The sequence below is a fragment of the Streptomyces sp. NPDC039462 genome (genome assembly GCF_055639375.1).
This window is the reverse complement of record NZ_JBVKAO010000001.1, coordinates 1,644,860-1,669,329: the sequence shown is the minus strand read 5'-3', so window position 1 is coordinate 1,669,329 and position 24,470 is coordinate 1,644,860. Positions and strand designations below refer to the sequence as shown.

Sequence of the window (24,470 nt, the reverse complement as noted above, 5' to 3'; positions counted from 1 at the left end):
GGGTTCTCCAAGGAGGGTCGGTCGGTGAGGGGGGGCAAATTCAGCCCCTCCGGCGTTTGAGGAGCGGGGTCCGGGGCGGAGCCCCGTGGCGAGGAGGCGAGGGCCCAGGGCGGAGCCCCGTGCGCGACGGGGCGCTACCCGACGTCGGCCGGCAGCACCACATCGCTGATGCCTCGCGCAGCGAGGTACTCGGCGTCCCCCACCCGTCCGGCAAGGACCACCGCGGGTCGCACCCCGTCCGCGGCAAGGCGGGCGAACGCCTCGAAGACCGCTCCCCCGGGGGCACACGCGGACCGCCGCCCCACGGCGTCGTCGACGACGAGCGCGGTCGTCCGGGCCGCCGGAGCGTACTCCCGCCCCCGCCACTCCTTCGCCACGCGGGCGATCGCGGCCCCCGCCGGCTTGACCTCACCGCCATTGGTCAACAGACCAAGGCTGTACTCCAGTTCGGGAAAGTCCGCGAGATCGCGCGAGACGTCGTGGGAGCACCACCACGTCACGCCCCACACGTCCTGGCAGTCGAGCGCGGCGGCGACGGTCTCCTCGGTGAACTCCGCTGCGTGCTCCGCCGGAATCAGCGGTGCGGGCGCGCCGACCTCCTGGAGCCAGACGGGCCTGCGCGGGTCGTCGGCCCAGGCCTTGGACAGCTCGATCATGTACGCCGCGTGGGCCCGGGTGGCCGTGCCGGTGCGCCCGTGACGCTGGGCCGTGCCGTTGAACACCCAGGAGTGCACAGCGGTGACGGCGCCGAGCCGGGCGGCCTGCGCCGGGGTGAAGGGCTGGTCGTCCTGGTACCAGGCGGCGTCGTACTCGGCGTGCAGGTGCAGCTTGCCGGGCGCACCCTCCTCGCAGGCGGCGAGGACGGTGCGCAGCCAGCTCTCCGCCTGCTCCGGGGTGATGCGGTCGGGGTCGGGGTGCGGGCCCGCGGCGAACTGGTTGATCTCGTTGCCGATGGTCATGCCGATGAAGTTGGGCCGGTCGGCGAGGGCCGCGGCGAGCGTGCGCAGGTACGCGGCCTGCCCGGACACCACCTCGGGGTCGGTGAAGATGTTCCGCCGGTGCCAGGTCTGCGTCCAGGCGGGCAGGAAGTCGAAGCTGGACAGGTGCCCCTGGAGGCCGTCGACGTTCACGTCGAGTCCGCGTTCGGCGGCGGCATCGGCGAGCTGGACCAGCTGGTCGACGGCGCGCGGCCGGATCAGGGTGCGGTTGGGCTGGAAGTACGGCCAGATCGGGAAGACCCGGATGTGGTCGAGGCCCAGCGAGGCGATCGCGTCGAGGTCGGTGCGTACGGCGTCGATGTCGAAGTCGAGCCAGTGGTGGAACCACCCCTGGGCGGGCGTGTAGTTGGCGCCGAAGCGCGGCGTGCCCGAAGGCGATGCGGAAGGCAAATGCGGATCCTGGTTCTGGTGAGGCCGTCGAGGAGGAGCGCCGTCGAGGAGGAGCGCCGTCGAGGAGGAGCGCCGTCGAGGAGGAGCGGGGTCAGCCCTTGACCGCGCCTTCGCCGACGCCGCGGAAGAAGTACCGCTGGAGGCAGGCGAAGAGGACGATCAGCGGGAGCACGGCGATGACCGTGCCCGCGGCGACGAGGCGCTCGTCGTTGGCGAAGGTGCCGTGCAGGTAGTTCAGGCCGATGGTGAGGGTGAACCGCTCCGGGTCGCTGAGCACGATGAGCGGCCACAGGAAGTCGTCCCAGGCCCCCATGAAGGCGAAGATCGCGACGACCGCGAGGGTGCCCTTGACGGCGGGCAGCGCGATGCGCAGGAACCGCTGCCAGACGTTGGCGCCGTCCACGAACGCGGCTTCCTCGATCTCGTAGGGCACGTTCAGGAAGGCGTTGCGCATCAGCAGGACGTTGAGCGCGGAGACGCAGCCGGGCAGCAGCACGCCGACGAGGGTGTTGTTCAGGCCGAGCTCACGCATGGTGGTGAACTGGGCGATGATGATGCCTTCGACGGGGACCAGCATGGCCAGGATGAAGACGACGGTCGCCGCTTTGCGGCCGCGGTAGCGCAGGCGGGCGAGCGCGTATCCGGCGAGCGTCGCGCCCACGCAGTTGGTGACGACGTTGGCGGCGGCCACCTTCAGGGAGTTGAGGGCGTAGTCCCAGACGGGGATGGTGTCGGCGACCCGCTCGTAGTTGTGGAAGGTGGGGTCGGACGGCAGGAACTTCGGCGGGGAGCTGAAGATGTCCTCGTGCGGTCCCTTCAGGGACGTGGAGAGCTGCCAGAGGAACGGGCCGATCATCAACGCCAGTACGGCGAGGAGGAGTCCGTAGCGCAGGACGATCTCCCACACGGGCATCCGGCGGCCGTTCTCGTCGGTGATCCGGCGGCGGCGGGGCTTTGGGGCCGCGGCGCGCTCGGCGGCCGTCGGGGGGATCTTGTCGACGGTGGTCACGCGTCCTCCTTCCGGTCCGCCCGCAGCACGAGCAGCATGAGCGCGACGGTGACGACGAAGACGACGACCGAGATGGCCGAGGCGTAGCCGACCCGTCCGGTCAGGCCGGTGCCGACGCGCTGCACCAGCATCACGAGCGTGGTGTCCTCGCCGGCCGGGCCGCCGGTGGGCCCGGCCATCAGATAGACCTCGGAGAACACCTTGAAGGCGGCGACCGAGGAGAGCGCGCCGACCAGGACCATGGTGGAGCGCACGGCGGGCACGGTGACGGTGAGGAAGCGGCGGAACGCCCCGGCGCCGTCGACCGCCGCCGCCTCGTGGAGCTCGCGCGGCACGTTGGCGAGCGCCGCGAGATAGATGATCATGTAGTAGCCGAGGCCCTTCCAGACCGTGACGGCCATGGCGCTGAACAGCAGCAGCCACTGGTCGCTGAGGAAGCCGACCTTCCCGACGCCGACCGCTTCGAGGACGGCGTTGACCAGGCCGCGCTCGTCCAGCATCCACACCCAGATCAGGCCCACGACGACGATCGAGGCGACCACCGGGGTGTAGAAGGCGGACCGGAAGAAGGTGATGCCGGGGATGTGCTTCTGGACGAGCATCGCGAGGAGCAGGGGCAGCAGGACGAGGGCCGGGACGACCACGAGGACGTAGATCGTGCTGTTGCGCAGGCCGATCCAGAACATGTCGTCGTGCAGCAGTTCACGGAAATTGGCGAGGCCGACGTACTCCCCCGGTATCAGCGTCCGCTTGTCCGTGAAGGCGTTGTTGAGGGTGCTGACGAACGGATAGAGGATGAAGACCGCGACGATCACGAGCCCCGGGGCGGCGAACAGCCAGGGGCTGGTGGGCAGTTGGCGGCGGATGCGGCGGCGGCCGCCGCGCCCGTCGGGGCCGGGCCCCTTGAGCGCGAGCGCGGGGTTGGCGGCGCCGGTGTCGGATGTGGCCGCCGTGGCGGCGGTGGGGCTCTTCATGGTCGTACGGGTCCCTGGCCTCAGCTGGTCTTCAACAGCCGGTCACAGTTCTTGACAGCGTTGTCAAGCGCTTCCTTCGGGCTTTCCTTGCCCTGCAGCGCCCTGGCGACGGCGTTGCGCAGCTCGACCTTCATCTGCTCGCTGAACAGCACGGGCGTGTAGTTCACCGCGGTCTTGATGGACTTCGCGGCGGCGACGCGGACCCGGGTCTCCTCCTTGCCGTCCTGCTTCGTGAAGTACGGGTCGTCGAGGGAGCCCTTGGTGCTGGGGAAGATCGCGACCTTCTTGGCGAACTCCATCTGGTGCTTGGCGTCGGTGACGAAGTGCGCGAAGGCGACGGCGGCCGGCGTCTGCTTGGTGCGGGCGTTCACCATCACGCCCATCACGTACATGTTGTCCTTGCCGGTGCTGCTGATCTGCGGGGTGATGCCGATGTTCTTGTAGAGCTTCGGCGCGTCCTTCTTGAACTTCTCCAGGTCGAGCGCGCTGCCGGGGTTCATGGCGACGGCCTCGGTGAGGAACTTCTTGCCCGTCGACTCGGGCGTGGCGGTCAGCGCCTGCCCGTCGAGCGCCTTGGCGTCGTACAACTTCTTGTACTTCGTGAGGAGTTCGACGCCCTTGGCGTCGTTGAAGGTGAAGCCGGTGCCTTCCTTGTTCATGAGCGGCACGCCGTAGCGGCCGAAGTCCTCGATGGTCGGGACGTTGGCGAGGGTGGCGACCTTGCCGTCGCTCTTCTCCGCGAGCTCCAGGGCGTTGTCGAAGAGCTGGTCGTACGTCTTCGGGGGCTTGTTCTCGTCGAGACCCGCGTCCCTGAAGAGGCGCTTGTTGTAGAAGAGCGGGCCGGTGTTGAGGTACCAGGGGAAGGCGTACGTCCCGTCCATGCCCGGTATCTGGTGGCTCTTCCAGGCGCCCGGGAGGTACTCCTTCTCGTACTTCCCGGCGGCCTTGCCGAGGTCCAGGGCGAGGCCGGCCTTGGCGAGCGGGGCGACCAGGTCGGGCGAGACGTTGACGACGTCGGGGAGCGTGCCCGCGGCGGCGTCGGCGCTGATCTTGTCGGCGTAGCCCTCGCCGGGCTGGTCGACCCACTTCACCTCGGTGCCGGGGTACTTCTTCTCGAACTCGTCGACGAGCCCCTCGAAGTAGGGCTTGAAGTTGGCCTTCAGGTTCCAGGTCTGGAAGGTGATCTTGCCTTCGATCTTCCCCGACGCGTCCGTGGAACCGCTGTCGTCACCTCCGTCGCCACAGGCGCTCAGCGGCAGCAGGACGGCGAGGACGGCGCCTGCGGCGACCGCTCTGCGGGGGATACGGGAGATACGCACGGTGAAACGGCTCCTTTGCTCGGCCCAGCGTGAGGCGGCGGTGACTGCGACCGTCCGAGCCGGGCAATCCACGCCGAGGCAGACCCTGCACGGAACGGTGGCGCAAAGTCAATGGATTCGGGGAACCGAATTCGAAGACCGGGCGACCTGGGGGACAACTCCCCAGGTCAGATGGGTGTGTTGAAAGCCTTGCAGTCGCTGACTAATGCGCTTTAGAGTCTCACCGCTCAAGCGCATTAGTATCCGGCAGCCAGGAAAGGGGCAACGGGTGCAAGGCAAGCGGTCACCGGCGCGCCGGCCGACCATGAAGGACATCGCGCGCCGGGCCGGGGTCTCCGAGAGCGCCGTCTCCTTCGCGCTCAACGGCCGGCCCGGCGTCTCCGACATCACCCGTGACCGGGTGCGCCGGGTCGCGGAGCAGCTGGGCTGGCGGCCCAGCACGGCGGCGCGCGCCCTGTCCGGCGAGGGCTCGGCGACGGTGGGCCTCGTCGTGGCGCGCCCGGCGGCGACGCTGGGCGTCGACTCGTTCTTCCTGCAGCTGATCTCGGGCATCCAGCAGGTGCTCACCGAGCGGCACTTGGGGCTGCTCTTCCAGGTGGTGGAGGACGTGGCCGCCGAGTGCGCGGTCTACCGCCGCTGGTGGGCCGAGCACCGGGTGGACGGCGTCCTGGTGGTGGACCCGCGCACGGACGACCCGCGCCCCGCGCTCCTCGACGAGCTGGGGCTGCCCGCGGTGGTGACGGGCGGCGTGCCGGACCCGGAGGCCGGGCCGCCGGGCCTGTCCACGGTGTGGGCGGACGACGCGGGCGCGATGGCCTCGGTGGTGGGCCATCTGTACGCGCTCGGGCACCGCCGCATCGTGCACATCGCGGGCCTGGAGGGGCTGGCGCACACCGAGCGGCGGATCAGGACGCTGCGCGTCGAGGCGGCGGGCCGGGGCCTGTCGGGGGTGCGTTCGGTGACGACGGACTACTCCGACGCCGAGGGCGCCGCGGCCACCCGGCGGATGCTGGAGTCCGCGGAGCCGCCGACCGCGCTCGTGTACGACAACGACGTGATGGCCGTCGCCGGTGTCGCCGCCGCGAGCTCCCTGGGTTTCGCGGTCCCGGAGGACGTCTCGGTCGTCGCCTGGGAGGACTCGGCGCTGTGCCGCATGGTGCATCCGTGGCTGACGGCCCTGTCCCGGGACACGCTGTCGTTCGGCCGGACGGCGGCCCGCGAGCTCCTCGCCCTCCTCGACGGCGGCCCCGCGGCGACGGTTCAGGTGCCGTTGCCGCGGCTCATCGAACGGGAGAGCACGGGGCCTGCGCGGGCCTGAGCCCGCTCCGGCTTGGGCTCACTCCCCGTCCGGGGGCACGGGAGGCCACGGGAGCCCGGCCAGGACCGGCAGCAGAGCCTCCTCCTCGTAATCGAGGTGAGCGGTCAACTCCTCGCTCATCCGGGCGAGTTCGGCACGGAACCGCTCGGGCTCCGCACCCCCGACGGCCGCGAGGAGTGCGGCCAGGTCTCCCTGGACGCGGCCGATGGCCCGATGCTCCTCGGCGAGCCGGTCGAAGGTCTCGCGCAGTTCGGGGTGGTGGCCCGCCATGACGGGGAAGAGGTGGGCGTCCTCGCCGGTGTGGTGGAACTCCAGGGCGTCGCAGAACGCCAGGCAGTGCTGGCGGATCTGCAGCCCGAGGCCCGGCGACGGAGGCACCCCCGGCCCCCGGTGTGCGGCGAGCGCGGCGAAGTACGCGTCGGTCTCGTCGCGTACGTGCCGCAGCTGGCCGCGGAGCCAGCGGTGGACCTGGACCATCTTGTCCGCGAAGGTGGCCGCCTCTTCGGGGATGTCGGCCGCGTGCGCGGGCCGTTCCAGGACGACGACCGGCAGGATCCGGCTGGTGCGTGTCTGGTAGTCGCCGTATCCGGGTTCGGCGGCGACCGCGCGCTCGAAGAGCCGGTCGCGCCGCTCCCCCTCGGCCGGGACGGCGATCGCCTCGAACGTGTCGGTGCCGAGCTCGACGGTCACCGTGGGGTGGGCGAGGACGTTGTGGTACCAGTCCGGGTGCCTGGGGCCGCCGAGGTTCGACCCGATGACCAGGAGCGTTTCGCTGTCCCGGACGAAGCCGAGCGGGGTGGTGTGCTCCTTGCCGGATTTCGCGCCGGTGGTGGTGAGCAGCAGGAGGTCGCCGCCTTCGAAGGGGCCGCCGACCTTGCCGCCGTTGGCGCGGAACTCGTCGATGACGGACTGGTTGAAGGGTGTGGGCATGACGGTGTCAGGTCTCCGTACGGATGTTCAAGTCCGCGTCGGGCGCGGTCAAGTGAGGGAGGGTCACGCGGATGAGGCGTGGCCGGGGCGCGCGAGGGCGCGCGGATCGGGCGGAAGCCCTGGGGCGCGAAGACCGCGAACGGCATGGGCCGTTACGCGCGGTGTGAACTCACGACGTGGTCATCGGCGTCGTCCTTGAGTGATGGTGCTCGCCCGATCGCCGGCCTGCCCACTGCTCTTTGGTCGGCGCCACGCGGCACGAGCACCATTACAGACACTCACTCCCTCACATGTCAACGCGGAACGATCAGTCGAAGTGGCGGACGAAGACGTCCGACTTGCCGTTGGTGTCGCCGGGCACGATGTCGTCGACCGCGGACTGGAAGACCACGTCGCGCCCGTCGGCGCTGACCGCGTCGGGTACGGCCGATGCGGGCCGGTCGGAGACAATTCTGTCGGTGCCGGTGGTCAGGTCGCGCAGCACGAGCGACGGTCCGGTCGTGTCGTGCGGGGCGTACAGCAGATAGCGGCCGGTGGGGTCGATGGCGACGCCCCGGACGTCGGGCACCTGTTGCGCGGTGCCGGAGGCCAGGTCGTGGACGTAGGTGTCGGAGCCCGAGAGGTAGAGGACCGTGCCGCCGTCCTCGCTGAGCTGGACGAGTGTCGCGTCCTTGGCCGGGCCCTCGATCGGTCCCGAGGTGGTGCCGCCGGTCCGGTCCCGCACGAAGACGTCCTGCGCCTTGCCGTCCTGGTAGGCGATGTGGCGGCCGTCGCCGCTGAGGGAGGGCCGGGAGGGGACGGTGTGGTCGAAGGTGGCGACGGTCTCGACGGTGTTGGTGTCCCAGTTCTCGACCTGGACGCGCTGTCCGTACGTCGCTTGCCGGTAGGAGATGCTGGCATACGAGGTGATGCGGCCGTTCGCGTTCATCGACGGCTGGTTGCAGGTGAAGAGCGCGCAGCTGCCGGAGGCCGTCCTTCCGGTGCTGACCTCGTAGTGGCGGATCCGTACGTTGTTCATCCACTGCAGCGGATAGGCGACGTACTCTCCGTTGCCGCTGATCACCGGGGGCTGGACCGGGGTCAGGTGCCCCATCCGGTGGGTCTGCCCCGCCTGCCGGTCGCGGACGTACACCTTGTCGCCTTCGGACGGGGTGTCGGTGGTGAGGTTCTTCGCCGCCGACGAGAAGACGACGCGGCGGCCGTCGGGGGTGATCGAGGCGCCGGCGGAGTCGCCGTCGGCCTGGGTGCCGTCGCCCGCGACGCTGATCCTCTCGACGCCCGCCGTGGTCGTGGGCTCGGCCGCGGCGCTCATGGGCTCGGCCGCGGCGGCTCCGGGCAGGACCGCTGTGACCGCGCAGACCACGATCGCCGCGCTCAGCGCGGTCCGCACCCGTCTGACGGTGCTCCGGTTCGCATTTCCACTCATTTTCCCCCCAGCCAGGACATGGTCTCCCCTCCGGCTCCCCACCGGAGGACCACAAGCATGCAATCGTGCTGACACTGTGGGGGTCAATGCGTCTCACGTCGACGGGCCCGGACACACCGGCGCCCCCTGCCGTCGACGGCAGGGGGCACAGGGCGAAGAGCGAAGTGCACCGGTGCGATAACCGGGCCCGGCGGCGGCTCAGTCGATGCCGGGGAGGATGTGCGGCTCGGCGAGGTCGTCCTCGTAGCCGGCCAGACGGATGGGGGCCGCCTTGGACCACGCCTCCAGGTTGCGGAGCTTCTTGGGCCTGCCGGCCCGTTCGCCGCCGCGTTCCGCCGGTCGCTTTTCGTGCTTCGTCAGATCTGGTGTCACCGCGCACTCCTTTGTGTCGCGTAACGGAAGGACAAGGGCAGTTCGGTCGCGGTGGCGCCGTTCTCTGGCGGGACCGCAGCCGTGGTGCCGGCCTGTCCCCGGAGCGGCCGAGGGATGCTTGTGGATCTCTCGTGGCCGCCCGTTCGCCCTACATTAACCAAATGAGCGGCGCGGCGCTCGATGGGGAGCTGAGTCGGGGTGGATTCCGGACAACGGACCCCGCGCGGCGGCCTGCGGCTGCGGGGGCCGGGGGTGCGGGACGGGCCACGACTGGCGAGAAACAGACAGCCGGTCCGGGACGCGCACCGCGCGACACCCGGACCGGCTGTCCAAAAGCTGAGACGACTCTCGGCTACGACGTGCTGACTACCACTTGCCCTGCGCGTAGTCCTTCAGGAAGACGCCGTACAGGTCCTCCCCCGCCTCGCCGCGCACGACCGGGTCGTACACGCGGGCGGCGCCGTCGATCAGGTCGAGCGGGGCGTGGAAGCCCTCCTCCGCGAGGCGCAGCTTGTCGTAGTGCGGGCGCTCGTCGGTGATCCAGCCGGTGTCCACCGAGGTCATGAGGATGCCGTCGGTCTGGAACATCTCCTGGGCGCTGGTCCGCGTCACCATGTTCATCGCGGCCTTCGCGGCGTTGGTGTTCGGGTGGCCCGCACCCTTGTAGCCGCGGCCGAAGACGCCCTCCATCGCGGAGACGTTGACCACGTAGGCGCGGCCGCTCGGCGCCTTCTTCGCGGCGTCGGCCATGGCCTGCCGCAGCGCGCTGATCAGGATGAACGGCGAGGTGTAGTTGCACAGTTGGGTTTCGAGCAGCTCCACCGGGGAGATCTGCTCGATGGTCTGCACCCAGGTGTTGCTGTCGACGACGTCCGGGACCAGGCCGCCCGCGTCGATGGCGGTGCCGTCGAGGTGCCGGGCGACACTGGCGTTACCGGCGACGAGGGCGAGGTCGGCGACCTGCTGCGCGTCCAGGCTGCTGGTGCCGACGGGCAGCGCGGCCAGGCCGTCCACCGCTCCGGAGTTGAAGGCGCCGATCACCGAGTGGGCGGGCAGCTCCCCGGCGGGCAGCGGCGCGCTCTCGCCGTCCACCAGCGCGGCGTACGCGGAGGGCAGGCGGCGCACGGTCTGCGTCGCGTTGTTGATCAGGATGTCGAGCGGGCCCGCCGCGGCGACCTGCTCGGCGAGGGCCACGGACTGCGCCGGGTCGCGCAGGTCGATGCCGACGACCTCCAGGCGGTGGAGCCAGTCGGCCGAGTCGTCCATCGCCTTGAAGCGGCGGATGGCGTCCTTGGGGAACCGCGTCGTGATGGTGGTGTGAGCACCGTCACGCAACAGCCGCAGCGCGATGTACATGCCGATCTTGGCGCGGCCGCCGGTGAGCAGGGCGCGCTTGCCGGTGAGGTCGGCGCGGGCGTCGCGCTTGCTCCGGTTCAGGTGGGCGCACTCCGGACAGAGCTGGTGGTAGAAGTAGTCGACTTCCACGTACCGAGTCTTGCAGGTGTAGCAGGAGCGCGGGCGCTGGAGTATCCCCGCGATCCTGCCCTCCTCGGTCCGCGAGGAGGGCAGCAGGCCCTCGGTCTCGTCGTCGATGCGCTGCGCGGAACCGGTGGCGGTGGCCTCGGTGACGGCCTTGTCGTGGGCGGTCTTGGCGGCGCGGCGCTCCTGGCGGCGGCGCTGCTTCACCGTCCGGTAGATCCCGGCCGTGGCCCGGCGCACGGCGATCGCGTCCGGGTGGTCGACGTCGAGCTTGTCGAGTTCGTCGAGCACGCTGAGGCAGACGGCGAGACGGTCCGGGTCGATGCCCGGGCCGTAGGAAACGGTCTCCTCCTGGCTTTCGTCTGTCACCGTCATCGCCGCTGTCCTCATGTCATTCCGTGCCGCGGTGCGTCGGGTCGTCCGCGGAAGCTCCAAAAGCGGAACTTTACGTAGCGGCGGGCCCTGTCGCCAAACCCGCCTGCTCGGCGCAGGCCGCGACGAGGCTGTCGATCTCGTCCCGCACGCTCTGCGCTAGCAGCTCCAGATCGGGTACGGCGGCGGCGTCCGCGACCAGTCCGTAGTGGACCCGGCCCCGGTAGGTGGAGACGGCGACGGCGAGGGACTGCCCCCGGGCGAGGGGCGCGAAGGGGTAGACCTCGGTGAGCCGGCAGCCGCCGAGCCGCAGGCCGGTGCCGGGCAGCGGGACGCTGGTGACGAGGATGTCGAAGAGCAGCCGCGCGGCCTGCGCGACGACGGGCCCGCCGATCCGGTGTCCGAGCGGCGGCACGTGCTCGGCGAGCAGCGCCACGGCTCCGGCGCCCCGCTCCGGGCCCGCCTCCTTGTTCCGGTCCATGGCGGCGCGTACGGCGCGCAGCCGGTCCAGGGGGTCCTCGTGGCCGACGGGGAGCCGGACCAGATAACCGGAGAGCCGGTTGCCCTGGGGCTGCGCGGAGCGCGGGCGGCGCCGCGAGACCGGGATGAGGGCGCGCGGCTCGACGCCCTCGCTGCAGTCGCCGCGCTCGTCGAGCCAGCGACGCAGGGCGCCGGCGACCACCGCGATCAGTACGTCGTTGACGGTGCCGCCCACGGCCTTGCGCACCAGGTGCACGTCGTCCAGGTCGAGGACGACCCCGGCGGTGCGGCGGGTGCCGGAGGCGGCCGCGGTGAGCGCGGCGCAGGAGCGTACGCCCAAGGTGGCACGTGCGACGGACGTGCCGATACCGAGGGCCCGGCCCACCTCCGCGACCGTGCCGCGGACGCGGTCGGGCAGGGTGCGCGGGTCCAGGACCGACCAGCGGGAGGCCGCGGGGGCCGATGGCCGCTCCCGGGGCGCGGGGAGGTCGACGGGGTCCAGGAGGGCCGCGCCGAGCGTCAGCGCGCGCAGCCCGTCGGCGAGCGCGTGGTGGAACTTGAAGAGGACCGCGAAGGACGTGCCGTCCGCACCCGGCAGCACGTGCGCCTCCCACGGGGGCCGCCCACGCTCCACCGGCCGCCGCATCAGCTCCCCCGCGGCGGCGTGGAAGTCCGCCACGGGCGCCGCGAGGCGTATGTGCTCCAGGGGGTCGAAGGCGGGCGCCGGTACGCGTACCGCCCCGCCGACGGGCACCAGGACGGGGCGTATGCGCATGCGGAGTCCCGGGACGGCCGCCGCGCGGGTCGCGAGGAGGTCGGTGGCGCGGTCGGCCGCGCCGGGCCCGTCGGCCTCGAAGACGCCGAGCGCGCCCAGATGCATGGGGTGTTCGGCGGTCTCGATGTTCCAGAAAGCCAGATCGAGAGGTACGAGCAGGTCGGAGCTCTGCACAGACGATGAAGTCACGGACTCGCTCTCGCGTCGAGGACGGGGCGGGGCAGTGCGGTGCGGTGCGGTGCCGGCGAACGAGAAGTCAACCTTCCCGAGCAACTACGGTCAAGTACGATCGAGTTACGCAGAGTTAACAACGGATTAAGGCCCCGCCCCGGGAGCACCCGGCGCACGCCTTCAAAAAACCTGCACATCGAATGCGCAGTCCGGTCACGCAATTCGACCCGCGCCCCGCGTGAATTTCCCTGCATCGACCACCGGGCCGACTTTCCGGCGCGCGCATGTCCGTTTTGTTGAAGGGAGTCCCGCCGTGCCCTCGATTTCCTTCTGTGAATCTTGTGAAGGAGCTGCCGTCACGCGGTGAAACCGCCTGCACGCAGCGGTGATTCGGCGCCGCAACCGTGCCCGACGGCCGCTCCGTCGATTGGATGTACGAGCTGCGAACGTGCTTTGATCCTGGCTCGCCGCGGAATTCGAATCCCCAGGTTCCGCGGAGTTGGAAACACCTATGCACCATTCATGAGAAGGGCAGCTCACACCATGAACAACGTCCCCCAGGTCGAGACCCTCGAGATTTCCGACGCCGACCTCGACAACGTCTCCGGTGGCCTCGTCGCCGGTGTCGCGGGCAACGTCACCAGCACCGTTGACTCCATCGCCCCCGTCTCGGGCGTCGTCGCCGGCGTCGTCGGCACGGTCGAGGGTGCCACCGGCATCAACACCGGTGCCGTCACCGGCCTGGCCTCCGGCCTGACCGCCGGTCTCTGAGCCTCTCGCTCACTGAGACGCCATGATTCGTGAGCCCCGGAGCCTCTGGTTCCGGGGCTCACGGACGCCACAGGCACCGTCGCCACAGGTTCCGGCACAGGCACAGTCGCCACAGGCACAGTAAGGGAAGCGTTCCGTGCAGTTCCGCCAGCAGGCCCTGTCCAAGCTGCAGTCGCCCGAGGAACTCGACCTTCCGGTGCGCTACGCCCGCCCCCAGGGCGTGCTCGTCCTCGCCGTCACCCTCGTCGTCATGGCCGCCGCGAGCGTCTGGGCCGTGACCGGCTCGGTCTCCTCCACGCTCCGCGCGCCGGGCATCCTCACGCACGGCCAGGGCAGTTACGTCCTGCAGAGCCCCGTCACCGGTCAGGTGACCCGCGTCCTGGCCGAGGAGGGCAAGCGCCTCGCCGCAGGCGCTCCCGTGCTCGAGGTCCGCACGGACCAGGGCGACAAGATCGTACGCGCGATCGCCGCGGGCCGCGTGACCTCACTCGCCGCCAGGATCGGCACCGTCGTCACCACCGGCGCCGACGTCGCAACCCTGGAGCGGGTGGCGGGCAGCGACGACCCGCTGCTCGCGACGGTCTACGTACCCGCCGACAGCGCGGCCACCGTCCCCGTCGGCGCGTCGGTGGACCTCACCGTCCAGTCCGTGCCCACCCAGCAGTACGGGACCCTGCGCGGCAAGGTGAAGGCGGTCGGGCGTGCCGCGCAGACCCGGCAGAAGATCGCCGGGTTCCTCGGCGACAAGGAGCTGGCCGGGCAGTTCACGAAGGACGGGCCGCCCGTCGCCGTCCTCGTACGGCTCGACGAGTCCGCCGGCACCACGTCCGGCTACGCCTGGTCCACCGCCGACGGGCCGCCCTTCGCGCTCGACTCCATGACCCTGGCCACCGGCGCCTTCCACCTCGCCGAGCAGCGCCCGATCGATTGGCTGCTTCCGTGACCGCAGCACCGCACCCCTCCCCCGCGCACCAGCAGCAGCTGCCGCCCCCCGGCGGCCGCCGCAGGCACCGCCCCGAGCCCCCGCGGCGCGGCCGCCGCGCGGCCCCGCGCCCCGCGTCGAAGGGCAGGCGCCCGCGGACCGTCCGCACGCCCACCGTCCTGCAGATGGAGGCCGTGGAGTGCGGCGCCGCCGCCCTCGCCATGGTCCTCGCCCACCACGGTCGGCACGTCCCCCTGGAGGAGCTGCGCATCGCGTGCGGCGTCTCCCGCGACGGCTCACGGGCCAGCAACGTCCTGAAGGCGGCGCGCGGTTACGGTCTGACGGCCAAGGGCATGCAGATGGAGCCGGCCGCGCTCGCCGAGGTCCGGGCGCCCGCGATCCTCTTCTGGGAGTTCAACCACTACGTCGTGTACGACGGCATGGGGCGCCGCCTCGGCCGCCGGGGCGTGTACATCAACGACCCGGACAAGGGCCGCCGCTTCGTGCCGTCGGAGGACTTCGACACCAGCTTCACCGGAGTCGTCCTCGTCCTCGAACCCGGTGACGGCTTCCGTCCCGGAGGCCGCAGGCCCGGCGTGCTGAAGGCCCTCCCCGCCCGGCTGCGCGGCACCACCGGCACGATGCTCGCCGCGCTCCTGGCCAGCCTGCTGCTCGTCGCGGTCGGCGCGGCGCTGCCCGCGCTCAGCCGGACGTACATCGATCTGTTTCTGATAGGCCATCAGACCTCGTTGCTGGGGGCGCTGTTCGCCTCGATGGGCGCCATGGTCGCGCTCACCGTCGTCCTGACCTGGCTGCAACAGGCCAACCTGCTGCGCGGCCGCATCATCTCCTCCACCCTCGGCAGCGCCCGCTTCTTCCGCCATCTGCTGCGCCTGCCCGTCACGTTCTACGCCCAGCGCAGCCCCGCCGACCTCGTGCAGCGCCTCGCCTCCAACGACGCGGTCGCCGAGACGCTGGCCCGCGACCTCACGGCCGCCGGGGTCGACGGCGTCGTCGTGCTCCTCTACGCGGCCCTGCTGTGGACGTACGACCCGCAGCTCACCCTCGTCGGTGTCGGCATCGCCCTGCTGAACATCGTGGCGATGCGCGTCGTCATCCGGCTGCGCGCCACCGGCACCCAGAAGCTGCGCGCCGACAGCGCCAAGCTCACCAACACCTCGTACACCGGCCTCCAGTTGATCGAGACCATGAAGGCCACCGGAGGTGAGAACGGCTATTTCCGGCGCTGGGCAGGCCAGCACGCCACCACCCTGGAGGAGCAGCAGCGCCTCGGCGTGCCGAGCGCCTGGCTCGGTGTCGTCGCGCCGACGCTGGCGACCCTCAACAGCGCGCTGATCCTGTGGATCGGCGGTCTGCGCGCGGTCGAGGGGCATCTGTCGATCGGGCTGCTCGTCGCCTTCCAGGCCCTCGTCACCCGCTTCACCGCGCCGATCACCCGCCTGAACGGTGTCGCGGGCCGCATCCAGGACTTCGCCGCCGACGTCGCCCGCCTCAAGGACGTCGAGAACTTCCCCGTCGACCCGCTCTACTCCCGCCCCGAACCGGCCGCGAGCACCCGCCGCCTCAAGGGCCACGTCACCCTCGACGACATCACCTTCGGCTACAGCCCGCTCGACAAGCCGCTCCTCACCGGCTTCTCGCTGTCGGTCGGGCCGGGGCAGCAGGTGGCGCTCGTCGGCGGTTCCGGGAGCGGCAAGTCGACGGTGTCCCGGCTGATATCGGGGCTCTACAGCCCCTGGGAAGGCACGATCCGCATCGACGGACAGCGTCTGGAGGACATCCCCCGGGGCGCGCTCGCCGCCTCCGTCTCCTTCGTCGACCAGGACGTCTTCCTCTTCGAGGGCACCATCCGCGACAACGTCGCCCTGTGGGACCCGTCGATCCCCGATGAGGACGTCGTCGCCGCCCTCAAGGACGCCTGCCTGTACGAGGTCGTGGCCCGCAGGCCAGGCGGCATCCACGGCCGCGTGGAGCAGGACGGGCGCAACTTCTCGGGCGGGCAGCGCCAGCGCCTGGAGATCGCGCGGGCCCTGGTCCGCCGCCCGAGCATCCTCGTGCTCGACGAGGTGACCAGCGCCCTGGACGCCGAGACCGAACAGGTCATCATCGACAACCTGCGCCGCCGCGGCTGCGCCTGCGTGGTCATCGCCCACCGGCTGAGCACCGTGCGCGACAGCGACGAGATCGTGGTGCTCGACCACGGCCGGATCGTGGAGCGCGGCCGTCACGAACACCTCGTCGCCGCCGGCGGCCCCTACGCCGACCTGGTCAAGGAGCACTGAGGTGACCTCACCACCCGAGCAGCACGCGTACGACGCGGTGGGTGCGGCTTTCGGCGCGCTCGGCACCCCGGCCGACTGCGCCGGGCTGCGCAGCGTGCACCTGGAGGGGCCACAGGTGCTGTGGTTCGTCGTGGCCGGCGCGCTCGACCTGTTCGCGGTCGACGCGGTGCAGCAGGGCCACTGGCACTACCTCGGCCGCCTCGAACCGGGAGCGCTGCTCCTCGGCCCGGTCGAAGGACCCCAGCACACCCTCGTGGGCCGCCCCCTCCAGGGCTGCGAGCTGCGCCGCATCCCGCTGCGCGAGCTCTACCGCCCCGACTACGGCGACACCTGGTCGTACGAACAGCAGTACCCCTCCCAGTACGACACGCAGGACGCGGCCCTGAGCCTGCTGGAGCACGCCTTCGCGCTCGGCATCGGACGCGGCCACCGGGTCCTGTTCGAGGCGCCGCTTGACGGCCGCACGGTGGGCGACGACGTGGTGGCCGACGACGACATCCTCTGGATGCCGGTCGCGCCGGGCAGCGTGCAGTACGGCTCCGCCTACAGCGCGGAAGCGGCGGGCGACCTGCTCGTGGACGCCGCGATGTGGCAGCGCATGGTCAACCAGCAGTACCGGCTGCTCGCCACTCTCGACCGTTGGATCGAACGCCTGGAGCGGGCCCACGAGGACCGCACGGCGGCCGGCATCAAGGCGGGCGAGAGCGTCCGCGAGCAGGCCGACCGCACGCTGATCGCCTCCATCGGCCGCTCGGGCGCGCGCGGTGTGCGCCGTACGGACTCCGGGGGCGGTCACGACGCGACGTACGCCGCCTGCCGGCTGATCGCCGACGCGGCGGGCATCACGCTGTCCGGCGCCGCCGAGGGCGGTGCGGTGAGCGACCGGATCGATCCGGTGGAGCAGGTCGCGGTGGCATCGGGCATCCGCACCCGTGCCGTCCGGCTCGACGGCCGCTGGTGGCGCGAGAACGCGGGCCCGCTGGTGGGGCACCGGGCCGCGAGCGGCACACCGGTCGCGCTGCTGTGGCGGCGCGGCGGATACGAGGCGGTGCACCCCACGTCCGGGCGGCGCACCCGCGTCGACGCGGCCAACGCGGACGAGTTCGAGCCGCAGGGCGTCATGTTCTACCGGCCGCTGCCCGAGCGGCCGTTGACGCCCTGGCGGCTGTTCCGCTTCAGCCTGCGCGGCACCGGCGGCGACGTGCGCAACCTCGTGCTCGCCGGTCTGGTGACGGTCGTGATCGGCGCGCTGGTGCCGATCGCGACGGGGCAGGTGCTCGGTGTGTTCGTGCCGAACGGCGAGAAGAGCCTCATCGTCCAGGTCTCCCTGGCCGTGATGATCACCAGCGTCGTGTCGGCGGCGTTCATGCTGCTCCAGAACCTCACGGTCCTGCGGATGGAGGGCCGCATGGAGAGCACGCTCCAGCCTGCGGTGTGGGACCGGCTGCTGCGGCTGCCCACGCGCTTCTTCGCGTCCCGCTCCACCGGTGAGCTGGCGAGCGCGGCCATGGGGGTCAGCGCGATCCGCCGGGTCCTTTCGGGGATCGGTCCCGTCGCCCTGCAGGCCGGTTCGGTCGGCGCGATGAACCTCGTCCTGCTGCTGCTCTACAGCGTCCCTCTCGCCCTGGCCGCCCTCGCGATGCTGACCGTCATCGCCGGCGTCTTCCTCACGCTCGGCCTGTGGGAACTGCGCTGGCAGCGGCGCCTGGTGGAGCTCGCCAACAAGCTGAACAACCAGGCGTTCCAGAGCCTGCGCGGGCTGCCCAAGCTCCGGGTGGCGGGCGCGGAGAGCTTCGCGTACGCGGCGTGGGCGGGCGAGTTCGCGCGCAGCCGGGAGCTGCAGCGGCGGGCCGGCCGCATCAAGAACATCACGACGGTCCTGAACGCGGTGTATCTGCCGCTCTGCACGCTCGTCATGTTCGTCCTGCTCGCGGGCCCGGCCCGGGGCAGCCTGACCGCGGGCGAATTCCTCACCTTCAGCACCGCCGTGACGATGCTCCTGACGTCCGTCACGCAGCTCACCGGCGCGCTGATCTCGGCGGCCGCCGTGCTCCCGATGTTCGAGCAGATCAAGCCGGTGCTCGACGCGGCGCCCGAGGTGCGCGCCGGGAGCACGCAGCCGGGCGAGCTGCGGGGCGGCATCGAGGCACGCGGCGTCTCCTTCCGCTACACCGACGACGGGCCGCTGGTCCTGGACGACGTCTCACTGACGGTCCGGCCCGGCGAATTCGTCGCCGTCGTCGGCCCGAGCGGCTGCGGCAAGTCGACGCTGCTGCGCCTCCTGATCGGCTTCGACGAACCGGTCTCGGGCAGCGTGCTCTATGACGGGCAGGACCTGTCGGCGCTCGACCAGTCGGCGGTCCGCCGGCAGTGCGGTGTGGTCCTGCAGAACGCGCAGCCGCTCACCGGCTCGATCCTTGACTGCATCTGCGGCGCCGAGTCCTTCACGCAGGAGGAGGCGTGGGAGGCTGCCGCGATGGCGGGGCTCGCCGAGGACATCAAGCGCATGCCGATGGGGCTGCACACGATGATCTCCGGCGGCGGTGCGGTCTCCGGCGGCCAGCGCCAGCGCCTGATGATCGCCCAGGCCCTGATCCGGCGCCCCCGTGTCCTCTTCTTCGACGAGGCGACGAGCGCCCTGGACAACGAGACGCAGCGCACGGTCATCGACAGCACCCGCGCCCTGAACGCCACCCGCGTCGTCATCGCCCACCGCCTCTCCACCGTCCTCGACGCCGACCGGGTCGTCGTCATGTCGGAGGGCCGCATCGTGCAGGAGGGCCCGCCCGCCCAGCTGTTGGCCGATGCGGACGGGCGGCTGCACGAACTGGTGCGGCGACAGCTGCGGTGAGCGCGCTCAGCGGCCCTCGCCCGGCGGTGTGCCGCAGCTCGGGCCGCCCGGCCCGTCGAACTGCACCGAACTGAAGAAGTTCTGGTACGTGGGGAAGAAGTTGCCCTTGCCCGTCGGTCCCGCGGAGGTCACGGCCGTACAGCCGCTGTAGTGCGCGTCGGACCAGAGGTAGATGGTCGAGGCCGTGCGGTTCCAGTCCGACCTGGCACGGTCGTCCATGCCCAGTGCCGCGAGGTCCGGGGTGTTCCCCCTGAGCTTGATCATGTCGCCGGTGCCGTCGAGGCCCGAGAACATGCAGTAATAGCCGTCGGGGCACCGGTCGTACCCATCGGCCGCGTGCGCCGTGGAGACCGGCACGACGGTGGCGGCCGCGGCGGCCATCGCCACGAGCGCCATAGAGAGCTTCTTCTTCATCACAGTCGCCTTCCACCTGCAGATCAACCTTTGTGACCCAAAGCTTGTTGATCTGTTCGCTGAGCCGCCATCCCCCACACGAGGGACACCCGCAGGAGTCCCCGGTCCGCAGCCCGGGCGGCGGACCGGAGACCTTCGGATCAGGAGCCGCCGCAGCCCGGCACCGTGGCCTGTGAAGCGTCGCGGATCAGCGCCTCGTGTGCCGCCTTCACCCGCTTCACGTCGGGTTTGACGACCTTGCGGTCATAGGTGAGCAGGCCGTTCAACTCGCCTTCGACATCGGTGATCTGCGTGTAGACCGCGCCGTTGCTTCCCTTGCACGCGAGCGCGCGGACCTCGGCGAGCTTGGCGATGTAGTCGTCCGTGTACGTCGCCGGGTCCACGTCGACGTAACTCTGCTGGACGGCCCAGGCGTGGCCGGGCACCGCGAGGCCGAGGCCGCCGTATTCGCCGCTCACCAGGGCCCGTTCGCCGTCGGGGCGCGGCGGGAGCGCCGGGCTCGGGTAGCCGTGCTCGTCCATGATGTCGCCGGCGCCTCCGTCGGCCCCGAGGTTGAGCCCCGACTGGTTGTTGACCAGCCGGGTGGGGTCCCAGGCCTTCGCCTGCCGTGCGACGCGGCCCACGTCGTACTGGCCCCAGCCTTCGTTGAAGGTGACCCACATGACGATCGAGGGGCTGCTCGCGTGCTCGTCGATCATCTGCTTCATCTCGTGCTCGTACTGGGCGCGGGCTGCCGCGTCCGGGGTGCGTCCCGCCTCCATCGAGGGCATGTCCTGCCAGACGAGGAGCCCGAGCTTGTCCGCCCAGTAGAACCAGCGGTCGGGCTCGACCTTGATGTGCTTGCGGACCGAGTTGAAGCCCATCTCCTTGTGCGCCTTGAGGTCGTACGCGAGCGCTTCGTCGCTCGGCGCGGTGTGCAGGCCGTCCGGCCAGAAGCCCTGGTCGAGGGTGGCCATCAGGAAGACGGGCTTGCCGTTGAGGAGGGTGCGGGGGGTGCCGTTCACCTTGTCGACGGCGATGGACCTCATGCCGAAGTAGCTGGTGACGCGGTCGGCGCCGACGCGCACCTTGAGGTCGTAGAGGAAGGGGTCGTCGGGTGACCAGAGGCGCGGGTCGGTGATCTCCATCTTCAGCGGCTTTCCGGTGCGTCCGCTGAGTTCGGCGACCTTCTTGCGGCCTTCGTACGCGGCGGCCGTGACCGGCACTCCGTCGCGCACGCCCCGGGTCTCGACGGTGACCTGCTCGTTCCGCACGTCCGGGGTGATCTTGAGGGAGTCAGCGTGGTCGGCGGCCACCGGCTCCATCCACACGGTCTGCCAGATGCCGGAGGAGGGGGTGTACCAGATGCCGCTGGGGTCCAGGCGCTGCTTGCCGACGGGCGGGTTCGCGCCGTTGTCGGCGTCGGTCGGGTCGTGGACGCCGACGATGAGCTCCTGGGTGCGTCCTGGCTTCAGCGCGTCGGTCACGTCGGCGCTGAACTTGTCGTAGCCGCCCTTGTGCTCAGTGACCTTGCGGCCGTTGACGTACACCTGGGAGTGCCAGTCGACGGCGCCGAAGTTCAGGTTGAGCCGCTTGCCGTGGCCGATGCGCCAGTTCTCGGGGACGGTGAAGGTGCGGCGGTACCACATGCGGTCCTCGTGCCGCTCGATGCCGGAGAGCTGGGACTCCACGGGGTAGGGGACGAGGATCTTCTCCTTGAGCGTCTTGCCGACCGGGGGCTTCTCGCCCGCTTCGGCGGCGGCGAACTGCCACGAGCCGTTCAGGTTCCGCCAGTTGTCGCGCATGAGCTGCGGGCGGGGGTACTCGCGGTGGGCGTTGCCCGGCGTGACGTCCTCGGCCCACTTGGTGCGCAGCTGGTACTCGGAGTGGTTGGGCCCGCTGGTCCAGAACCGGCCGACGGCGTCGCCGTCCGTGCCGGTGAGGCCGCCCTCGCCGTCGTAGCGGATGTCGGCGAGGCCCGGGGCGTTGCCCGCCTTGTTGCCGACGACGGGTTCCTTCAGGCCGACGAGGAGGCTGCGGTCGTCGGAGGGGTCGGCCTTGACCGTGCCGAGCGGCCACTTGGCTCCGCCGATGACAGCGTCGAGGTGGTCGGTGAGGCCGGCCGGCGGGGCGGCGAGCTTCTGGGCGAAGTCGAGTTTGAGGCTGCGGCCGTCCTTGAGGACGGTGGCGGCTATGGCGCCGTCGTAGTCGAAGTCCTCGGGGATGCGGAGGGCGGAGCGCGGGACCGGTTTCTTCTCGCCGCCCGGCGGGGTCCACCTCAGGCGCAGGTTGGAGCCGCCGTAGTGCTCGAAGTACTCGACCTTGATGTCGTGGGCCTTGCCCGCCGTCAACTCGACGGGGGCAGAGGTCTGTTCCTTGTCCCAGTCGTCCTGCCAGTGGTCGATGGCGATCTTGCCGTCCACCCAGAGGCGGAAGCCGTTGTCGCCGATCATCGAGAAGGTGGTGGCGCCGGTCTTCTCGGGGACGATGCGGCCGGTCCAGCGGACGCTGACGTCGTCGGCCTGTCCGGTGGTGGCCTTGAGCCGTGGTTCGAGGTTGCCGAAGTCGATGTTGGGGTCGAGTCCGGTGGCCTTGAGCTCGTCGAAGTCGAAGGCTCCGGGGGCGGATTGGGTGTAGTACTCCCCCTTGAGGCCGTGGATCTCGACGGGCTCGTCGGCCGCGGTGGCGGCGGGGACCGCGGTGAGTCCCGCGATGCCGAGGGCCCCTGCGAGCAGTACGGCGAGGTGTCTGCCGAATCGTCCGGGGCGGCCGGGGTTTCTTCCGGGATGTCGTCTGATGCGCACGGATCCTCCTTGGTGAGGAAGGGTGGCGGCTCGTCGCTGCAGTCGGTACAACGAATCTGTACAACGTTGGAAGGAACGGCAGTTGGCATGACAGCACGCACTCCGGCGCGCTGTCCAGGGTCACGACATCCGCCCCGGGCGTCCGGTGCGGTCACCGACGCAGGGAGAAGCAGTGCGGGTAAGCCTCAAGGACGTCGCGGAACGCGCGGGCGTCTCGATCAAGACCGTCTCGAACGTGGTGAACAAGTACCAGCACGTCACCCCGGCGATGCGGGCCCGCGTCCAGGAAGCCATCGACGAGCTCGGCTACCGCCCGAACCTGACGGCACGCCACCTGCGCAAGGGCCGCACCGGCATCATCGCGCTCGCCGTCCCCGAGCTGGGCAACCCCTACTTCGCCGAGCTCGCGGGCGCCGTCATCGACGCGGCGGCCGAGCACGACTTCACGGTGCTCCTCGACCACACCCGCGGCGACCGCGAGCAGGAGGTCCTGGTCAGCCAGGGCTTCCGGGCCCGGGTGATCGACGGCCTCATCCTCAGCCCGCTGGAGCTGGAGGCGGAGGACCTGCGAGAGCGCGAGGACGACGTGCCGCTCGTGCTGCTCGGCGAGCGCCAGTACGACCTGCCCCACGACCACATCGCGATCGACAACATCGCCGCGAGCCGCACGGCGGTACGGCACCTCATCGGGCGCGGCCGCACCACCATCGCCTATCTGGGCGCCCGTACGGACTCCGCGAACCGCCCCGCCCACCTCCGACTCCAGGGCTGGCGCGAGGAGTTGACGGCGGCCGGAATCCCCGCGCCGGACAGCCTGGTGGGGCCGGTCGGCGGCTGGGACCGGTGGGACGGCGCGAAGGCCATGGCGCGGATGCTGGACGCGGGGGTGCGGCCCGACGCGGTGTTCGCGTACAACGACCTGGTGGCGATCGGTGCGATGCGGGTCCTGCACGAGCGCGGACTGCGGGTGCCGTGGGACGTGGCGGTGGTCGGCTTCGACGACATCGCGGAGGGGCAGTTCGGGGCGGTCACGCTCACCACAGTGGCGCCGGACAAGCAGGCCATCGCGCGTCTCGCGGTCGAGTCGCTCCTCGGCAGCCTGGCCCATCCGGAGCGGCCCGGCGGACGTGAACTCACCGCGGACTTCCGGCTGGTGGAGCGGGAGAGCACGCTCGGCCGGCGCTGACCCGGGGAGCCGTCGGCCGCTGCGCAGAGGGTTTACAGCCCACTTTCAACGATGTAAAAAGCTCCCCGTAACGCGAGTTGACCGCAAGTGCCGATCCTGCCGTGAGCGCTCTCAGCGCCGGGGCCGTGCCGTTTTGGGGACTCCATGAAGCCGATCACCCTCCGCACCTCCGTCAGGACCCTGCTCGCCGTCGGCCTCGGTGCGAGCCTCGCCCTCACCGCCGGGTGCGCCAAGTCGGAGGACGACGCGTCCGACGGCAAGAACGGCGACGGCGGCGGCGCGGGCCAGGCCGTCTCGGAGTCGAAGGGCGGCAAGACCTGCGCGATCGACACCTACGGCGGAAAGAAGCTGGACCTCAAGACGGCCACCGTGGGCTTCTCGCAGTCCGAGAAGGAGGCCAACCCCTTCCGGATCGCCGAGACGGCCTCCATCAAGGCCGAGGCCGAGAAGCGCGGCGTGAAGCTCCTCACCGCCAACGCCCAGTCGCAGTTCTCCAAGCAGATCAGCGACGTCCAGGACCTCATCGCCAAGGGCGCCGACCTGCTCGTCATCGCGCCGCTCAACTCCGACGGCTGGGAGCCGGTGCTGCGCGCCGCGGGCGCCAAGCACATCCCGATCGTCACCGTCGACCGCAAGATCAACGCGACCGCCTGCAAGGACTACGTGAGCTTCATCGGCTCCGACTTCGTCGCACAGGGCAGGCGCGCGGCGGACCGGATGATCGAGACGACCGGCGGCAAGGGCAAGATCGCGATTCTGCTCGGCGCCGCGGGCAACAACGTCACCACCGAGCGCACCAAGGGCTTCGAGGAGCGCCTGAAGGAGAAGGCCCCGGACCTCCGGGTCGTCTTCAAGCAGACCGGCGAGTTCGCCCGCGAGAAGGGCCAGCAGGTCACCGAGCAGCTGATCCAGTCCAAACCCGACATCACCGGGATCTACGCCGAGAACGACGAGATGGGCCTCGGCGCCGTGAACGCGCTCAAGGGCGCGGGCAAGAAGGCCGGCGACGTGAAGATCGTGACGATCGACGGCACGAAGGGCGCCGTGCGCGGCATCGTCGACGGCTGGATCGACGGCGTCATCGAGTCCAACCCCCGCTTCGGCCCGCTCGCCTTCAAGACGCTGGACGCGTTCACCAAGGGCGAGCAGGTCGCCCAGGACATCGTCATCAAGGACAGCGCGTACACGAAGGACAACGCCAAGGCCGACCTCGGCAAGGCCTACTGA

18 protein-coding genes are annotated in these 24,470 nt (G+C 70.8%); 7 read left to right on the top strand and 11 right to left on the bottom strand.

Annotated features, from left to right (window positions below):
- Window positions 1-134: 134 nt before the first annotated feature.
- The 4 genes from ACZ7LU_RS06920 to ACZ7LU_RS06905 form a co-directional block, all read right to left on the bottom strand.
- Window positions 135-1,388, bottom strand: coding sequence for a glycoside hydrolase 5 family protein (locus ACZ7LU_RS06920; protein WP_471915934.1), 1,254 nt, complete (start codon window positions 1,386-1,388; stop codon window positions 135-137).
- 91 nt (window positions 1,389-1,479) lie between these two features.
- Window positions 1,480-2,301, bottom strand: coding sequence for a carbohydrate ABC transporter permease (locus ACZ7LU_RS06915; RefSeq protein WP_398299955.1), 822 nt, complete (start codon window positions 2,299-2,301; stop codon window positions 1,480-1,482).
- A gap of 92 nt (window positions 2,302-2,393) precedes the next feature.
- Window positions 2,394-3,371 carry a carbohydrate ABC transporter permease gene (locus ACZ7LU_RS06910; protein WP_471915933.1) on the bottom strand — a complete coding sequence of 326 codons (978 nt, stop codon included), beginning with the start codon at window positions 3,369-3,371 and terminating at the stop codon, window positions 2,394-2,396.
- Window positions 3,372-3,391: 20 nt separating this feature from the next.
- A complete protein-coding gene (locus ACZ7LU_RS06905) occupies window positions 3,392-4,690 on the bottom strand; it encodes an extracellular solute-binding protein (RefSeq protein ID WP_468310715.1) in 1,299 nt (432 codons plus the stop codon).
- A gap of 304 nt (window positions 4,691-4,994) precedes the next feature.
- On the opposite strand from ACZ7LU_RS06905, the gene ACZ7LU_RS06900 reads away from it, so the two are divergent.
- Complete coding sequence (locus ACZ7LU_RS06900) at window positions 4,995-6,008, top strand: LacI family DNA-binding transcriptional regulator (protein ID WP_471916493.1); 1,014 nt, start codon at window positions 4,995-4,997, stop codon at window positions 6,006-6,008.
- An 18-nt stretch (window positions 6,009-6,026) separates the two neighbouring features.
- Here the strand turns inward: ACZ7LU_RS06900 and ACZ7LU_RS06895 are convergent, their stop codons facing one another.
- The 5 genes from ACZ7LU_RS06895 to ACZ7LU_RS06875 form a co-directional block, all read right to left on the bottom strand.
- A complete protein-coding gene (locus ACZ7LU_RS06895) occupies window positions 6,027-6,938 on the bottom strand; it encodes a nitroreductase/quinone reductase family protein (RefSeq protein WP_471915932.1) in 912 nt (303 codons plus the stop codon).
- Window positions 6,939-7,245: 307 nt separating this feature from the next.
- Entirely contained in the window at window positions 7,246-8,328 is a 1,083-nt protein-coding gene (locus ACZ7LU_RS06890; protein ID WP_471915931.1) for a hypothetical protein, read from the bottom strand.
- 234 nt (window positions 8,329-8,562) lie between these two features.
- Window positions 8,563-8,736, bottom strand: coding sequence for a hypothetical protein (locus ACZ7LU_RS06885; RefSeq protein WP_398298812.1), 174 nt, complete (start codon window positions 8,734-8,736; stop codon window positions 8,563-8,565).
- Window positions 8,737-9,102: 366 nt separating this feature from the next.
- Window positions 9,103-10,590 (bottom strand): SDR family NAD(P)-dependent oxidoreductase, encoded by a 1,488-nt coding sequence (locus ACZ7LU_RS06880; protein WP_471915930.1) that lies wholly within the window; start codon window positions 10,588-10,590, stop codon window positions 9,103-9,105.
- Between the two features lie 70 nt (window positions 10,591-10,660).
- Window positions 10,661-12,031, bottom strand: coding sequence for a wax ester/triacylglycerol synthase family O-acyltransferase (locus ACZ7LU_RS06875; RefSeq protein WP_471915929.1), 1,371 nt, complete (start codon window positions 12,029-12,031; stop codon window positions 10,661-10,663).
- A 525-nt stretch (window positions 12,032-12,556) separates the two neighbouring features.
- On the opposite strand from ACZ7LU_RS06875, the gene ACZ7LU_RS06870 reads away from it, so the two are divergent.
- The 4 genes from ACZ7LU_RS06870 (at window position 12,557) to ACZ7LU_RS06855 (ending at window position 18,860) form a co-directional block, all read left to right on the top strand.
- Window positions 12,557-12,784, top strand: coding sequence for a type A2 lantipeptide (locus ACZ7LU_RS06870; RefSeq protein WP_398299957.1), 228 nt, complete (start codon window positions 12,557-12,559; stop codon window positions 12,782-12,784).
- Between the two features lie 136 nt (window positions 12,785-12,920).
- Complete coding sequence (locus ACZ7LU_RS06865) at window positions 12,921-13,727, top strand: biotin/lipoyl-containing protein (RefSeq protein WP_471915928.1); 807 nt, start codon at window positions 12,921-12,923, stop codon at window positions 13,725-13,727.
- The gene (locus ACZ7LU_RS06860) at window positions 13,724-16,009 is read left to right on the top strand and encodes an NHLP family bacteriocin export ABC transporter peptidase/permease/ATPase subunit (RefSeq protein WP_468713737.1); all 2,286 of its coding nucleotides are present in this window, start codon (window positions 13,724-13,726) and stop codon (window positions 16,007-16,009) included. The genes ACZ7LU_RS06865 and ACZ7LU_RS06860 overlap by 4 nt, the downstream gene beginning before the upstream one ends.
- 1 nt (window position 16,010) lies before the next feature.
- The gene (locus ACZ7LU_RS06855) at window positions 16,011-18,860 is read left to right on the top strand and encodes an NHLP bacteriocin export ABC transporter permease/ATPase subunit (protein ID WP_471915927.1); all 2,850 of its coding nucleotides are present in this window, start codon (window positions 16,011-16,013) and stop codon (window positions 18,858-18,860) included.
- 6 nt (window positions 18,861-18,866) lie between these two features.
- Here ACZ7LU_RS06855 and ACZ7LU_RS06850 read toward each other — a convergent pair whose 3' ends face one another.
- Both ACZ7LU_RS06850 and ACZ7LU_RS06845 read right to left on the bottom strand, forming a co-directional pair.
- Window positions 18,867-19,274: a peptidase inhibitor family I36 protein gene (locus ACZ7LU_RS06850; protein WP_471915926.1), complete on the bottom strand. Its 408-nt coding sequence runs from the start codon at window positions 19,272-19,274 to the stop codon at window positions 18,867-18,869.
- Between the two features lie 140 nt (window positions 19,275-19,414).
- Window positions 19,415-22,051 carry a PA14 domain-containing protein gene (locus tag ACZ7LU_RS06845; protein ID WP_471916492.1) on the bottom strand — a complete coding sequence of 879 codons (2,637 nt, stop codon included), beginning with the start codon at window positions 22,049-22,051 and terminating at the stop codon, window positions 19,415-19,417.
- Window positions 22,052-22,229: 178 nt separating this feature from the next.
- Between ACZ7LU_RS06845 and ACZ7LU_RS06840 the strand changes: the two genes are divergently transcribed.
- Window positions 22,230-23,243: a LacI family DNA-binding transcriptional regulator gene (locus ACZ7LU_RS06840; RefSeq protein WP_468084038.1), complete on the top strand. Its 1,014-nt coding sequence runs from the start codon at window positions 22,230-22,232 to the stop codon at window positions 23,241-23,243.
- Between the two features lie 144 nt (window positions 23,244-23,387).
- Window positions 23,388-24,470, top strand: a complete 1,083-nt coding sequence (locus ACZ7LU_RS06835) for an ABC transporter substrate-binding protein (RefSeq protein ID WP_468310748.1) — start codon at window positions 23,388-23,390, stop codon at window positions 24,468-24,470.

Coding starts and splice junctions, on each gene's coding strand:
- ACZ7LU_RS06850 (WP_471915926.1), bottom strand. CDS start 19,274: ATGAAGAAGAAGCTCTCTATGGCGCTCGTGGCGATGGCCGCCGCGGCC.
- ACZ7LU_RS06835 (WP_468310748.1), top strand. CDS start 23,388: ATGAAGCCGATCACCCTCCGCACCTCCGTCAGGACCCTGCTCGCCGTC.
- ACZ7LU_RS06900 (WP_471916493.1), top strand. CDS start 4,995: ATGAAGGACATCGCGCGCCGGGCCGGGGTCTCCGAGAGCGCCGTCTCC.
- ACZ7LU_RS06880 (WP_471915930.1), bottom strand. CDS start 10,590: ATGACGGTGACAGACGAAAGCCAGGAGGAGACCGTTTCCTACGGCCCG.
- ACZ7LU_RS06910 (WP_471915933.1), bottom strand. CDS start 3,371: ATGAAGAGCCCCACCGCCGCCACGGCGGCCACATCCGACACCGGCGCC.
- ACZ7LU_RS06895 (WP_471915932.1), bottom strand. CDS start 6,938: ATGCCCACACCCTTCAACCAGTCCGTCATCGACGAGTTCCGCGCCAAC.
- ACZ7LU_RS06870 (WP_398299957.1), top strand. CDS start 12,557: ATGAACAACGTCCCCCAGGTCGAGACCCTCGAGATTTCCGACGCCGAC.
- ACZ7LU_RS06915 (WP_398299955.1), bottom strand. CDS start 2,301: ATGCCCGTGTGGGAGATCGTCCTGCGCTACGGACTCCTCCTCGCCGTA.